12 protein-coding genes are annotated in these 14,782 nt (G+C 45.2%); 6 read left to right on the top strand and 6 right to left on the bottom strand.

Going from position 1 to position 14,782, the window contains the following annotated elements; translation table 11 throughout:
* The first annotated feature begins 8 nt into the window (after window positions 1-8).
* The 4 genes from F3J22_RS12670 to F3J22_RS12655 are packed head-to-tail and all read left to right on the top strand — an operon-like array spanning window position 9 to window position 2,862.
* On the top strand, window positions 9-584 hold the full coding sequence (locus F3J22_RS12670) for an SIS domain-containing protein (RefSeq protein WP_167017660.1): 576 nt from the start codon (window positions 9-11) through the stop codon (window positions 582-584).
* Window positions 584-1,279 carry a nucleotidyltransferase family protein gene (locus F3J22_RS12665; RefSeq protein ID WP_167017658.1) on the top strand — a complete coding sequence of 232 codons (696 nt, stop codon included), beginning with the start codon at window positions 584-586 and terminating at the stop codon, window positions 1,277-1,279. The genes F3J22_RS12670 and F3J22_RS12665 overlap by 1 nt, the downstream gene beginning before the upstream one ends.
* Before the next feature lie 9 nt (window positions 1,280-1,288).
* Complete coding sequence (locus F3J22_RS12660) at window positions 1,289-1,810, top strand: HAD-IIIA family hydrolase (protein ID WP_167017656.1); 522 nt, start codon at window positions 1,289-1,291, stop codon at window positions 1,808-1,810.
* Between the two features lie 26 nt (window positions 1,811-1,836).
* Window positions 1,837-2,862, top strand: coding sequence for a hypothetical protein (locus F3J22_RS12655; RefSeq protein WP_167017654.1), 1,026 nt, complete (start codon window positions 1,837-1,839; stop codon window positions 2,860-2,862).
* Between the two features lie 148 nt (window positions 2,863-3,010).
* On the opposite strand, the gene F3J22_RS12650 is transcribed toward F3J22_RS12655, so the two are convergent.
* From F3J22_RS12650 to F3J22_RS12635, 4 genes are read right to left on the bottom strand one after another with little or no spacing between them, the layout of a single operon-like run.
* Window positions 3,011-5,548 carry a DNA gyrase/topoisomerase IV subunit A gene (locus tag F3J22_RS12650; protein WP_240155042.1) on the bottom strand — a complete coding sequence of 846 codons (2,538 nt, stop codon included), beginning with the start codon at window positions 5,546-5,548 and terminating at the stop codon, window positions 3,011-3,013.
* A 15-nt stretch (window positions 5,549-5,563) separates the two neighbouring features.
* Entirely contained in the window at window positions 5,564-5,968 is a 405-nt protein-coding gene (locus F3J22_RS12645; RefSeq protein ID WP_167017650.1) for a hypothetical protein, read from the bottom strand.
* Between the two features lie 45 nt (window positions 5,969-6,013).
* Complete coding sequence (locus F3J22_RS12640; protein ID WP_167017648.1) at window positions 6,014-6,919, bottom strand: DUF1835 domain-containing protein; 906 nt, start codon at window positions 6,917-6,919, stop codon at window positions 6,014-6,016.
* A gap of 24 nt (window positions 6,920-6,943) precedes the next feature.
* Window positions 6,944-8,845 carry a DNA topoisomerase IV subunit B gene (locus F3J22_RS12635; RefSeq protein WP_167017646.1) on the bottom strand — a complete coding sequence of 634 codons (1,902 nt, stop codon included), beginning with the start codon at window positions 8,843-8,845 and terminating at the stop codon, window positions 6,944-6,946.
* A 323-nt stretch (window positions 8,846-9,168) separates the two neighbouring features.
* Between F3J22_RS12635 and F3J22_RS12630 the strand changes: the two genes are divergently transcribed.
* A complete protein-coding gene (locus F3J22_RS12630) occupies window positions 9,169-9,318 on the top strand; it encodes a hypothetical protein (protein WP_167017644.1) in 150 nt (49 codons plus the stop codon).
* A 258-nt stretch (window positions 9,319-9,576) separates the two neighbouring features.
* On the opposite strand, the gene F3J22_RS12625 is transcribed toward F3J22_RS12630, so the two are convergent.
* Window positions 9,577-10,245, bottom strand: coding sequence for a response regulator transcription factor (locus F3J22_RS12625; RefSeq protein ID WP_167017642.1), 669 nt, complete (start codon window positions 10,243-10,245; stop codon window positions 9,577-9,579).
* A gap of 46 nt (window positions 10,246-10,291) precedes the next feature.
* Window positions 10,292-13,402, bottom strand: a complete 3,111-nt coding sequence (locus F3J22_RS12620) for a sensor histidine kinase (RefSeq protein WP_167017640.1) — start codon at window positions 13,400-13,402, stop codon at window positions 10,292-10,294.
* 146 nt (window positions 13,403-13,548) lie between these two features.
* Here F3J22_RS12620 and F3J22_RS12615 point away from each other — a divergent pair, with 146 nt between their 5' ends.
* The gene (locus F3J22_RS12615) at window positions 13,549-14,649 is read left to right on the top strand and encodes an oxidoreductase (protein ID WP_167017638.1); all 1,101 of its coding nucleotides are present in this window, start codon (window positions 13,549-13,551) and stop codon (window positions 14,647-14,649) included.
* Window positions 14,650-14,782: the final 133 nt, after the last annotated feature.

Raw genomic sequence — 14,782 nt, 5'->3', positions numbered from 1 at the left:
TTTAGCAGATGAAGCAAGAAATAGCGAACAGACTGAAAGCCAGCATCTCCGTGAAAGAGGCTATATGCCAGGACGAACAACTGCTGGAAACCATACACCAGGTGGCAGAAACAATCACCAACAGCCTCAAAGCTGATCATAAAATTCTCTTCTGTGGCAACGGTGGCAGCGCTGCCGATGCACAACACCTCGCCGCTGAATTCTCCGGCAGGTTCTACAAAGACCGTACTCCCCTTTACGCAGAAGCATTGCATTGCAATTCTTCCTATATGACCGCCGTTGGCAACGACTACGGCTACGACCAGGTTTACGCCCGAATCCTTCGCGGAATCGGCCGCCCTGGTGATGTCCTCGTCGGCATCTCCACCTCCGGCAACTCTTCCAACATTATCGAAGCGATGAAAGTAGCCAGAGAACAAGGAATGATCGTTGTCAGCATGACCGGGCAAACGGGCGGCAAAATGAAGGAAGGCTCCGACTTCCTCCTCAATATGCCTTCTACGGATACCCCGCGCATCCAGGAAGCACATATCACCGTCGGACATATTATCTGCGAAATAGTAGAAAATAATCTCTTCGCCTGATGACAACCGAATGTATTGTACTGGCAGGAGGCCTGGGTACCAGGCTCCGCGACGCAGTGGCCGACAAACCTAAATGCATGGCCCCTGTTGGCGACCAACCTTTTCTGTATTATCTCATCCAATACCTTCACCAACAAGGAGTTACACATGTAATTCTCTCCCTTGGATATCTGGCAGATCAGGTAATTGACTGGTGTAATAACAACCCGCAACCACTTCGTATTTCATTTGCCACAGAACCGGAACCGCTGGGAACCGGCGGTGGTATTGTATATGCGCTGGATAAGGTAGAGAGAGATAATATTTTTATTGTCAACGGAGATACCTATTTCGATATCAGCCTGCCAGCATTTGATGCCTTCCATACCAGCCACCACAGCAATTTATCACTGGCACTCAAGCCAATGACAAATTTCGACAGGTATGGAACTGTAACGCTCAACGACCAGCAACAGATTACCGCCTTCCGTGAAAAACAATTCATGGAAGCAGGCCTGATCAACGGAGGCATCTACCTCACCAGCGCCAGCTACCTGAAAAGTCTGGCCCTGCCTGCAAAGTTCTCCTTCGAAAAAGAAGTACTGGAGCCAATGGCAGCATCACAACAACTATTCGGCTTTATAAGCGATATCTATTTCATCGATATCGGTATCCCGGAAGATTACTATGCTTTCGTAAAAGCCCAGCAGCCATAAATCAGCATTATGACTTTATTCCTTGACAGAGACGGTGTCATCAACGATGAAATTACAGACGGGTACGTGCTTGGCTGGGATATGTTCCGCTTCAGCGATGGCGCACTGGAAGCTATGCCAATGCTCACTAAAGCCTTCGATCGTATCATCATCGTTACCAATCAACGCTGTATAGGTCGCGGACTCCTTACCCATAGCGGGTTAGAAGGCATCCACTCTAAAATGATGGCCGAAATTAAAAAAGCAGGCGGTCATATCGATAAAATCTACTATTGCCCGGAAGTCAACAATGATAGCCCCTGCCGTAAACCACAAACCGGCATGGCCTACATGGCACTCATGGACCATCCCGACATCTCTTTTACAGAATCCGTCATCGTAGGTAACTCCATGAGTGATATGCAGTTTGGCAGAAACCTGGGCATGAAAACCATTTTCATCGCCTCCACCCATCCTGAAATCACCTTGCCGCACCCACTCATAGACGAGCGCTTTGATACCCTGCTCGATTATGCCAGGTCCATACAATAATTTAAGCGTATATCCGTATAATAAGTATGGTAAAAAAACTGATATTATTCCTGCTGCTCTGCAGCGCCACCTATACCAGCCAGGCGCAGACCCGCGTGCCAGCTTCCGCTCCTGCCACAGCAGGACTGGACCCTGCGGCCCGCTCCAGCCTCAGACATTACCAGGATACACTGAAACAGCTCAGCCAGGAAATATTCCTGGGAAAAGGTGACGACGGTCGTCAGCATGCATGTGATGCGTTCATTCCCATGCTCGTGAAAGCCCTGAAAAATAAAAATTCATTCCGCTTTCCGTTCGACTCACTTCGTACCATTTCCATCCAATATCCGGCCGACAGCAGTTTCCGCATCTTCTCCTGGGCACTTGAACGCGAAAACGGCTTCTATCGCCACTATGGCGCCATTCAGATGAATACACCGGACGGACAGCTAAAGCTGTTTCCGCTATTCGATAACTCTGACTACATGACCAATACCGACACCATCACGGATAACAAATCCTGGTACGGTTGCCTGTATTATCATATAGAACAACGCCACTATTTTAACCAGGAATTTTATACCCTCTTCGGATGGGATGCCAACAATCCACGCAGCCAAAAGAAAATCGTGGATATGCTGACATTCAAAAATGGGCAGCCTGTCTTTGGTGGTCCGTTCTTCAGTTTCTCGCAGGATAGTACGCCAAAGCCTGTCAGAAACCGCTTTATCCTGGAGTATAAGAAGGAAAGCAGTATCAGCCTCAATTTTAATAAGGAAAAGGAAATGATCATCTTCGATCACCTGATTTCTGAATCCAATGAGCCTGAAAAAAAGTTCACCTATGTCTCCGATATGGATTACGAAGGCTTTAAATGGATGATGGGTAAATGGATGCACGTAGAAAAAATCTTCCACGATGCAATTCCAATCGGCCAGGGACCGCCAGTACCGGCGCCAATGGACGTGAAGAAGAAAAGCATGACCAATCCGCAAAGCTATGATGAGGCAACGGGAACGGGTACTGCTGCTCCGGCTACGGTTCCGCAGAAGAAGAAAACGACTAAATCATAATCTTTTTTATCTTTTATCAAAAGAGCGGATGGCCTTCGGCCATCCGCTCTTTTGATTTTATAACGCCAGCTTCGCGGCCGTTATAAAATCAAAAAAAGCTGATCAGCACATACTGATCAGCTTTTTTATATCTTTCAAGAGAAAAGAATTAAGAGAATAATTCTCCCTGCACATTACTATCATCTTCCGGGTCCGGATCTTCATCTTCAGAGAGTAACTCCGCACTGATCAGATCATCGCCGGCAATTCTTGTTCCTACAGCCTTCCAGCCTGTCACCTCAATAAACTCAGCCAGGTTGATCTCTTCCTCTTCAGGATTACGCTTCTTACCTGTTTTCAGCAGTACCACCGGTTGGGTGTGCGTGGTAACCATTTCCAGGTAGTTGCCCTGCCCTTCTTTGATGAAGACAAACTTGTTGTTCAGCGTTTGTGTTTCGATACGGAAACGTTTCACGTTGAACTGTTTCTTATCTGCATCATAATAAATCGCAGTAACGATCTTATCAGGATTGAACTTTTCGATATATACTACGTCATTTGATTCATAGCGGTTCGTCAGTTCATAGTTGGTCAGCTCATAGGTACCGTTCTTGAAGGCAACGAAGATCTTGTCTTCTCCTTCAAAACTACCGATATACACGCCTCTCTCTTCTGTGTTCAGACGACCGGTTTCAGGATCATACCAGATCTTTTGTCCTGCCAGTGTGCTAACACCTTTTTCCTTGAATTTCACGCCGCGGATAGGATATTTTGTAACCTGGTTACCCATGGAGTTACGTCCTTTGATCGCGATGGTTTCGAAGAACAGATCAAACTCTTTATTTCTTGCAGAACAGTTAGGGCTCAGCTTGATGGTTACCACTTCTGCTTCACCATTTGGATTGGCAGAGAAGTAATGCACTTTGGAGTTCTTTTCACCTTTATGCGCCAGATCATATTCCTTGTCGCGGGTTACACCGGTAACATTGAAACGTTTGGCATAGCTGACGCCTGTTTTACCTTCCACATAGATCATGTTGTAGGTAGTACGTTCGTCATTTTTGCGGAATACATCCACGTGAATGATATCCTTGCCCACAAAGGTTTTATCAGCAACCTTGGTCACCAGCATCTTACCATCTTTACGGAATACGATGATGTTGTCGAGGTCAGAACAGTCAGCTACGAACTCATCTTTCTTCAGGGAAGTACCGATGAAGCCGTCTGCACGGTTCACATATATTTTGGTATTGGCAATCGCCACCTGCTGCACCTGAATGGTATCGAAGGTTTTGATTTCAGTTTTACGCTCACGGCCTTTACCATATTTCTTCAGGAGTCCTTCGAAGTATTCAACGGTATAATCAACGAGGTTAGCCAGGTGATGTTTTACCTGTTTGATTTCACCTTCAATACCTTTGATCTGTTCGTTCAGCTCATTGATATCGAGGCGGTAAATTCTACGTACAGGCTTCTCCGTTAATTTGACGATATCTTCCTTAACAATGGCACGTTTCAGGTTTTTCTTATACGGAGCAAAAGCCTTGTCGATGGCTGTGAGTACAGCTTCCCAGTCTTTGTGCTTCTGTTCAAGTTCCTTGTAAATACCTTTCTCAAAGAAGATTTTTTCGAGAGAGGTATAATGCCATTTATCTTCCAGTTCAGCCAGTTTGATCTCCAGTTCCTGTTTCAGCAGGTCTTTGGTATAATCTACAGAAGAACGTAAAAGATCGGATGCGGTGATAAACTGTGGTTTATCGTTTACGATAACGCAGGCATTCGGAGAGATAGAAATTTCACAATCTGTAAATGCATATAATGCATCGATGGTGATATCAGGAGAGATACCCGGCGCCAGCTGCACTTCAATTTCTACATCCGCTGCGGTATTATCTACCACCTTACGCACTTTGATTTTGCCGCTGTCGTTGGCTTTAACGATTGATTCCATCAGCTGTGTAGTGGTAATACCATACGGTACATCCTTTACCAGCAGGGTTTTCTTGTCTTTCTCTTCGATATGTGCACGAACACGAACTTTACCACCACGTTTACCATCGTTGTAGTTACCTACATCGACCATACCACCGGTAGTGGGGAAGTCTGGGAACAGCTCAAATTTCTTCCCTCTCAGGTATTTGATGGAAGCATCCAGCAGTTCGTTGAAGTTATGTGGTAATATTTTGGTAGACAGACCTACGGCGATACCTTCTGCTCCTTGTGCCAGCAGCAGCGGGAACTTCATGGGTAATGCCAGCGGTTCGTTTTTACGGCCGTCGTAGCTTAATTGCCAGGTGGTGGTTTTAGGATTGAATGCGATATCCAGTGCAAATTTAGAGAGGCGTGCCTCAATATATCTCGCTGCTGCTGCATCATCACCGGTCCTTACATCTCCCCAGTTACCCTGTGTTTCTATCAGCAGGTCTTTTTGTCCAAGGTTTACAATTGCATCACTGATGGAAGCATCACCATGCGGATGGTACTGCATCGTTTGTCCGATGACGTTAGCCACCTTATTAAAGCGGCCATCATCCATTTCCTTCATGGCGTGCAGGATACGGCGCTGAACGGGTTTCAACCCATCTTCAATGCTGGGGACCGCGCGTTCCAGGATTACGTAGGAAGCATAATCCAGAAACCAGCTCTCATACATTCCGCCAACATGCGTGACATTATGCAGAGATTCGTCTGTTGTTTGATTTTCCATATCCATTTATTACTCTTACGATTTTACTTTTATCATTTTTTCAAAATCCTCTCTCCATACACGTATACTATCTTTCCGTACATCATCCATGGAGTTGAGTTCTATAAAACAGCAGTCTGTTACGGCAATCAGCTGATGCCAGATCAGCACAGGTATTTCTACCCTGCAAGGCGCCGTAATTTCCGTGGTCACAATTTCATTCCCATCCAGCGGACACCAATGTATTTCGGCCTTTCCACTGAAGAGGTACATGACCTCCGGATTCTTATTATCACTATGACCTTCATGATAATGCTGGCCGCTGCTACTGCCCGCATTCCGGTAACACAACATGAAATCTCCGGTACGCTGGCAGTTCCACATATAGTTACTGCCTCTTTCATCTTCTCCCTGAAGGGATATCGGTGTTACATAGATCATAGTAATAAAGCTGGCTTCATGTTTTTAATTACCCTGAGCCTTCACTCAGGCATTCTCCTGTACCGGGGCAGTGGTAGCTTCTTCGCCTCCACCACCAGGTAGCTTCACTTCAAAATCTTTCGGTGTTTTGAGCTCACCTCTGCTGTCGAGTTTTCCCTCACGGATAAGCTCTTTCAATCGCCATCCCAGGAAATGCTCCGGCAGCGGATATTTCAGCTTTCCACCCACCTGATTGGCAACACGCCAGGCTTTTACAAAATCTTTGCCCGCCTGCGCCACCAAATCTTTATCATATAAAGTAGCAGGTTCACCTTTCAGTTTTTTACCACCTTCCAGTATGCGAATACCTGCATTCTCATTCATCAGTCTGTGCCACTCATCGCCATCCAGCTCAAACTCCGCCAGTGAAACCGGGCGGGCGAGCTTCTTTGCTTTCAGGAATTCTTTTGGAAGAATCTGGTGCAGATGAGTAGGATAGAATACTGCGCCTTTTTCGTTGAGGAAAGGAAGATTGTTCAGGTAGATGATATGCACACGACCAGCAAAATCATACAACTGACTCACCAGCCAGTAATAGCCGGCAACATCACGTGAATTCTGTCCTGCCCAGATCCATATCTCCAGTTCAGGATCCTCTTTCAGCATACCTTTTAACGCACGGAACCGGTCATGGTCGCCTGATATCTCCGGCTCAGGTTCCGGCGTGGATGCAGGTGCTGCTTCCTCAAACATATCAGCGTTTGTGGCTGCTGCCGGCGCTATGCCCTGCATTTGCTGCCACCACTGAAAACGGCCTGCCTGCCCTTCTTTGGTGTCAAGAATAAACAAAGGCCCTACAGACAGATCTTCTTCAAAACACAACACATCTCCCTGCATTTTTTCGTCCATTCCAATGGCTTCTGCCAATACCGGCACGGACGTCTGACCAAACACAATATGCTTTAAGCTCATACAAAAGCTGAATTACCTGACAAACTATTCTTCCACGAGATCTTTCTCGTAACGGAGGTTATTAATAATAAATTCCTGTCTTGCCTGCGTATTCTTACCCATATAGTATTCCAGCAGTTTCTGAATATGGATATCCTTGGAGAGGATAATGGGGTCAATATGCATGTCATCGCCAATAAATCGGCCAAACTCTTCAGGGGAAATCTCACCCAGTCCTTTAAATCGGGTAATTTCCGGTTTACCGGTCAGCTTCTTAATTGCCTTCTGCTTCTCTTCCTCATTATAGCAATAAATCGTTTCCTGCTTGTTACGTACACGGAACAAAGGTGTTTCCAGGATGTATACGTGCCCGTTTTTCACCAGGTCAGGGAAAAACTGCAGGAAGAACGTCAGGATCAGCAAACGAATGTGCATACCGTCCACATCGGCATCGGTAGCTACCACAATATTGTTGTAGCGCAGTCCTTCCAGTCCTTCTTCTATATTCAATGCATGTTGCAGCAGGTTGAATTCCTCGTTTTCGTAAACGATTTTTTTCGTCAGCCCGAAGCTGTTCAGCGGTTTACCACGTAAGCTGAATACCGCCTGCGTTTCCACATTACGTGATTTGGTGATGGAACCACTTGCAGAGTCACCTTCCGTAATAAATATGGTGGTGTTCAGTCGGCGTGCTTCCTGCTCTGCCTTGTCTTTACCGCTAACTTCTTCATTCAGGTGTATGCGGCAGTCACGCAGTTTACGGTTGTGCAGGTTTGCTTTTTTAGCGCGCTCATTCGCCAGTTTTTTAATACCAGCCAGTTCCTTACGCTCTCTTTCACTCTGCTCGATACGTTTCTTCAACGCATCTGCTACCGCTGAGTTTTTATGCAGGAAATCGTCCAGGTGTTTGGAGAAGAAATCCAGCACAAAAGCCTTCATGGAAGGACCACCTTCATATATTGTCAGGGAACCCAGTTTGGTTTTGGTCTGCGATTCAAATACCGGCTCCTGCACGCGTACCGCAATGGCAGCGCAAATGGAAGCACGGATATCTGTTGCATCATAATCTTTCTTGTAAAAGTCACGTACCGTTTTCACGAAAGCCTCACGGAAAGCCGCCAGGTGCGTACCGCCCTGTGTCGTATGCTGACCGTTCACAAAGGAATAATACTCTTCCCCATACTGGTTTTCGTGGGTAATCGCTACTTCAATATCTTCCCCTTTCAGGTGGATGATCGGATAACGCAGATCATCTTCATTGGTTTTACGCTGTAATAAATCCAGCAAACCATTTTTGGAAATATATTTTTTACCGTTGAAGCTGATAGTCAGCCCCGCATTCAGGAAGCAATAATTCCAGATCTGGTTTTCCAGGAATTCCGGAATATAGCGGTAGTTCTTGAATACAGTGTCGTCCGGTGTAAAAGTCACCAGTGTACCATTCTCTTCATTGGTAGCCGTTTCTTTATGCTCCTTTATCAGTACGCCGCGTTCAAATTCGGCGACCTTCATCCTTCCCTCACGAACGGATTGTACCCGGAAATAGCTGGACAAGGCATTTACCGCCTTGGTACCCACACCATTCAAACCCACCGACTTCTGAAACGCTTTGCTATCATATTTAGCACCGGTATTGATCTTACTCACTACGTCCACTACCTTACCTAATGGAATACCACGTCCATAGTCCCTGATCGTTACACTATGCTCCGTTACCTTAATATCTACCTGCTTACCAAAGCCCATCGTATGCTCATCGATACAGTTGTCGGTCACCTCCTTCAACAGGATGTAAATACCGTCGTCCATACTGGAACCATCGCCCAGCTTACCGATATACATACCCGGACGAAGGCGGATATGCTCCCGCCAGTCCAGCGACCGTATGGAGTCTTCCGTATAGGAAGCAAATAGATCCTTATTATCCGTTTTATCCGTATTTGCCATAATATATTAAAGTTTCCTTATACTTATACTGTTTCTTCTCAGATCTGGCCATCCACTCTACTAAATCTTTTAGCAAAACCAGATTACTGGCAAAAATAATGGATTCAGCGAATCAACCCAAGTCAAACTTAAATAAATAAAAAAATGCATGCGATATATTGATTATATAACATATATTATTATATTTACAAAAGATACCCTTTTCTGGTAATTCTTACTGCAGATGATCTATTATTTAATAAAACAATCATCTACAATCATTAGTTTCTCAGAAAGATACCTTTACAATATACCTATTTTTTGAAATCCTAGCCAATGTCCTTATGAAAACACTATGCCTGATCCTATCCGTGCTGCTCATCGGTGCAGCCTTCATTGCCAGCCGATATATCCGCAAAGAAGAGGAAAATAACGTAGGAAATAAACTGCTCAGACTCATCCGCAAGTTCGACAAATGGCAGATGATGCGCTGATTTTTATAAAAAAATCTTCCGATTAACCGGCTTTACCTATTGAATTGATCCTGGGGCCGCCAGCATGGCTTTGACAGATTTAAGATTCCATTCATCTTTAATCCTGTTCCTATGAAAACTGGTTTATTGTTTAAACTGGCTTGTCTGTTGATTGCTGCAATGGTTTTACTGGTCCACCAGTTACGTAATTGGTTAAAAACTGAAAGGCATTGAATAATCAATGCCTTTCAATTGCTTCATTCTTATGTAAGAAAATAATTATCGGTTGTAATACTTGTTAACAGCATCTGTTCTGCTGCGCACATGCAGCTTTTCATAAATATTGTGAACATGCCTTCTGACAGTTTCTATACTGATAAATAAGTTGCTCGCAATTTCCTTATACAGGAAGCCTTTAGACAACTGATCCAGGATTTCCTTTTCACGCGTCGTCAGCGCTTCCAGCGCCGGATTCGGCTTAGCCTGCTTCTGGAAAAATGCTACCACCCTCCTCGCAATCTGTGAACTCATTGGTGAGCCACCTTCATGCAAATCACGGATAGCCTCCAGCAACTCGCCCGGAGAGGTTTTCTTCAGGATGTAACCACTGGCACCAGCCTCCAGCGCATTGAAGATCTTGTCGTCATCTTCATAAACCGTTAACATCATAAATTGCATATCCTGGTATTCTGACTTCAGTCGCGCAATACATTCAATACCGTTCATACCTCCCGGCAGGTTGAAATCCATCAGCACCACATTGGGCAATAAATGAGGGATCTGTTCCACAGCGGTTTCTGCATTATTGAAAGTGCCAACACAGGCATATCCGTCAGAACCATTAATCAGCAATTCCATAGCCGTGCGAATATCATGGTTATCCTCTACTATCGCAATAGAGATAATATCCATGTTATCCTGGGACTTCTTCTTTGAGTATACCGTCATGTTTTTAGTAATTCTAACACTTAGATGTTATAGTAACAAATGTATGTCAATTTAGTGGGATATCGAGAAAAACTATTGTTCCGTTATTAGACGTAATTTCAGCATTTCCCCCTACTGCCTGCGCTCTCTTCTGTATATTTTTTAAGCCGTTTCCGAATAATCTTACCTTTTCCTGATCAAATCCCTTTCCATTGTCTTTGATCATAATGGTCATGTTTTTATTGTTCATCTTCACCTCTATCACCACCTCCGTCGCCTTCGCATGCTTCACCACATTATGCAGCGACTCCTTCACTGCCAGGTAAATATTTCTTCTCGTGCCCCCGCTCAACTTAATGTTTGGTATGGTTTCAGGAAAATAAAACTGATGTGTGATATGCGCATGCTCCAGAAAATCAGCAGCGAAACTTCTCATATAGGCGATCAGGTTAGCCAGCGAATCATTGGATGAATTCATCGCCCAGATGATCTCACTCATCTTATCCACCATCTCTCCCGCAGTCTCAGATATACGCTCGATTTCCTTGGTTTGTGAAGGATCCTGTATCTTTCGCTTCGCTATTTCACTCAGCAACCGGATAGTGGAAAGCCCCGACCCCAGGTCATCGTGCATATCACTTGAAATACGCGCACGCTCCTGATCCACCGCCTGCTCCTTCTCTAATTTTAATTTCTCATGACGAATCTTATAGTCAAGATACAATGTAGAAAAATAATATGCAATGCCTAACAACAACAAAAGCAATAAAAATCTAAACCACAACGATTGCCAGAACGGAATTCTGATCAGAATCTCCAGCGTGGTAGGCGTTGTATTCCAGATATCATCATTATTGGATGCCCGCACTTTAAAAGTATATTTCCCCGGATGCAAATTCGTATACCTCGCCATCCTGAACGTTCCGCCATCCACCCAGTCTTCATCCGCACCCTCCAGCTTATACTGCACCCGGTTCTTCGGCGGATTCGTATATTCCAGCGGCACAAACTCCAACGCAATCGTATTCTGATTATAAGGTAGCTCTACGCGCTTCAGTAAAGACACAGCTGTGTCCGACTCGTATGGCTTATCCAGCACTTCCATCCGCCTGATCACCACCTTTGGATAATATGGATTGTTCCGGAAATTCTTCGGATAAAAACCATTCACCCCACGGATACCACCAAAAAACAATTCTCCGTCTACCGATTTGAAACTGGCGCCGGTATTGAATTCATTAGATTGCAGCCCATCTTCATGATCAAAGGTCGTAATCTCATTAGTGACCATATTGATCTGCGAAAGCCCCTTGTTATGACTCACCCAGATCTTGTCTTTATCATCCAGCAATACGCCATACAGATAATCATTGATCAGCTTCGGATTATCATAACTATTGAAATGCTGCACCACCTGGTCCTGCTCATTTAATACAAACAACCCTTTGGTGCCGGCAATCAGCGCCTGCTTATGACTGTTTTTGGTGATGGATTTTACCGCGGAACCCTCCGGCAGATTAACACGGTTCCAGTGGCTCTGGCCGGCATGATGCACGTACACCGCCGACTTCGTACCCACATACTGCGTCCCCATCATATCTTCGTAATAGGTAGTCAGCAACTCGTCTCCGAAATCATGCACCAGCGACACCTTATACTTTCCCTCCTCTGAGGTAAACATTAACAGGTAATGCCCGTAATTAAAATATAGCTCCCCATTGGAACGCTTAAATAAAAACGGAAACTGCCCCGGATCTTTCGGTAAGCCCAGCGGCTGAATATATTTCGTCAGGTCAGTGAAATTACGATTGATCACATTGTATAATCCAATATGCATCCCGTTAAAACTTAACCAGATATGCTCGTAATCTTCTCTGCAAATGGCTGCCAGACTGCTTGCCGGAAATTTACCCGGATATGTTTCGTTGCTGATCCTTTCCAGAAATCTTCCCCCCTCTTCATAAACATTGAGCCCGTCATTCATCAGCCCCACATATAATCGCCCGTCGTCGTGCTTGTACACCGACTCCACCATATTATGTGTGATAAAGGGAGATCTGTAGAGATTAAATATTTTTCTGTGAGGAGAATATTTTTTGATGCCATCGCCATCTGTTCCTACCCACATATTATCCGATGCATCCCTGTACAGGTAAGTAACCAGGTTAAAGGAATGCGTTTCGAAAGTATTAAAGCTGACAATATGCCGGATAACATCATTTCGCGCAATACTATAGATCAGCACCCCGTCATTTCCGCCAATCCAGGCATTCCCATCATGGTCCAGCTCCATCGTTCGCGGAATGAAAGGTTCATTCCTTTCATTACGGATTTCATATGCCCGGTCACTGAATTTGTTTCTTTTTTTATTGAAGATGATAATATGCCCGTCGCTCGCGATAATAAGCGAATCCTCATTCAGCCTGCGCATCACCGGATTGATACCGACATTCGGTAAACAGAAGGTTTGCAGCTGTAAGGTATGTATGTTCAGAGCCAGCAACTCCCCCGTCTGGTACGACATCCAGATCAGGTCGTTATCCTTGTAGGCAAACTGAGGAATAATACCGGCAGAAGTAAACTGTCGCGGATACGCAATGATACGCTTCCTGGAATAGGTATCCCTGTCTACCACATACAATCCCTTCATCGGACGCCAGATCCAGTAGGTATGTGTAAGGGTATCTTCTCCCAGTACCTTGAACTTTACATTGTTGTCGCGCTCTGCAGCATTGACAATAGAAGTATCAAACAATACCGGCGTGAAATTATTGAGGTATTTATTGTAGATGCTCACCCCGTTGTTATGGGCAAGTAATAACTGGTTACGGCTGTCTTTATAAAAGGAATATCCCTTATAACCACTGAGGTCGAAACGGTTGATAACCGCCCTGTTGCCACTGGTAGTACGCGGTACCAGCTCTCCCTTGCCATCTCCCGGTTTGATGGATATATTCGGTTTATACCTGTATTCGTTGAAAAGATAACCATCGAAGCGGTTAATACCATCCCTGGTCGCAAACCACATAAAGCCCTGGTCGTCCTGGGCAATATCAAATATGGAACTTTGAGAAAGTCCTTCATTTACACTATAGCTGTCAAATATATATGGCTTCTCCTGCGCATGTGTAGTAATAGCACATAAAATGCATAGGCTTAGCAGGACAAGTACTTTCATTTTACGCGGTAAGTGCACGATGGTTTTAGTGTTAATGACAGTAAGCAGGTTAAGGCTTTATTGCAAATATATAAATCTGCTCCACACTTTATAGCAATTTTGTAATTTTCTTCCCGCTAACAGATTGGAAATAAATATCATAATATATGCTCGCTGGCCTTTTATCTGGTACTGCCCATAAACGTTACACTTTACAGTGGCTGCTTTCAGCCGCAGGAGACCGTATCGGACTGCTCCTCCTCGTACTCCTGACAAACATGTTATCATTGTCTGCCCAATCAAAATATCAGGTCAGTATTGTCTGTTCCAAACCCGAAGCTGCCAGTATCCGGGCACTCGCCACCACTACCGACAGTGCTATATGGGTATCCGGGACCAATGGCAAGGTAGGCCGCTCCCTGAACGATGGCAATACCTGGGAATGGTTTATGCCAGACCCCAACTGCGATAGCTGCGACTTTCGCTCTCTCCATGCCTTCAACCGCAACAAAGCCGTAGCTATTCGTATAGGACAACCCGCAAAAGCCTACCTGACACAAGATGGCGGAAAAACCTGGACCAATACCCTCTCCATCGATACGGCAGGTATTTTTATCGACGGACTCGCATTCTCAAAATCCGGAGAAGGCTTCGCCATAGGCGACCCCCTCCCCGATGCCAACGGGACACCGCGTTTTGTAATGCTGCAAACCAGCCATGGTAGCCAATGGCAATCACTCCCCGATGCGGCGAGGCCCATCGCCGCCACCGGAGAAGCCATATTTGCCGCCAGCAATACCAGCCTGATCATCCTCCCGGATGGTACTCCCTGCTTCGTTACCGGCGGCACGAAATCTGCTATCTACAAAAGAAAAGGAAATAACTGGAATGCCTATACGCTACCTGTCATCCAGGGCGAATCCGGCACAGGCGCCTTCTCCGTAGCCTTCCGCGACCAGCAAAACGGTATTGTGGTTGGCGGAAACTACAAACAGGATACCCTCCGCTATCGTAACTGCTTTATCACCACCGATGGCGGCAAATCCTGGAAAGCACCACATACAGCGCCTTCCGGTTATAAATCAGGCGTAACCTGGCTGAATAAAAACACCCTCGTCGCCACCGGAACCAGTGGTACGGATATTTCTTTTAATGGTGGCCTGGACTGGCAAAAAATCGGAAAAGGCTTCAACGTAGTAACCTGCGCAATATATAAGAAGAAAATTTTTCTTGCAGGAAAGGATATTGCAGTAATTACAATAGAGTAAGAAAGAGACGGGCCTGCTGCTAATCAAAAAGGTGCTCCTGGAAAGGCGCACCGCTGGAATAGGTTAAAGCAAAAAGTACATTTATTGCTCTGAAGTTAATAAGATATTTATACTTTTTTGTGTCTTTTTTGTC

The organism is Chitinophaga sp. Cy-1792, assembly GCF_011752935.1.
Taxonomy (GTDB): domain Bacteria; phylum Bacteroidota; class Bacteroidia; order Chitinophagales; family Chitinophagaceae; genus Chitinophaga.
Note: the sequence above shows the minus strand (reverse complement) of the source record. Positions and strands in the feature narration are given on the sequence as shown.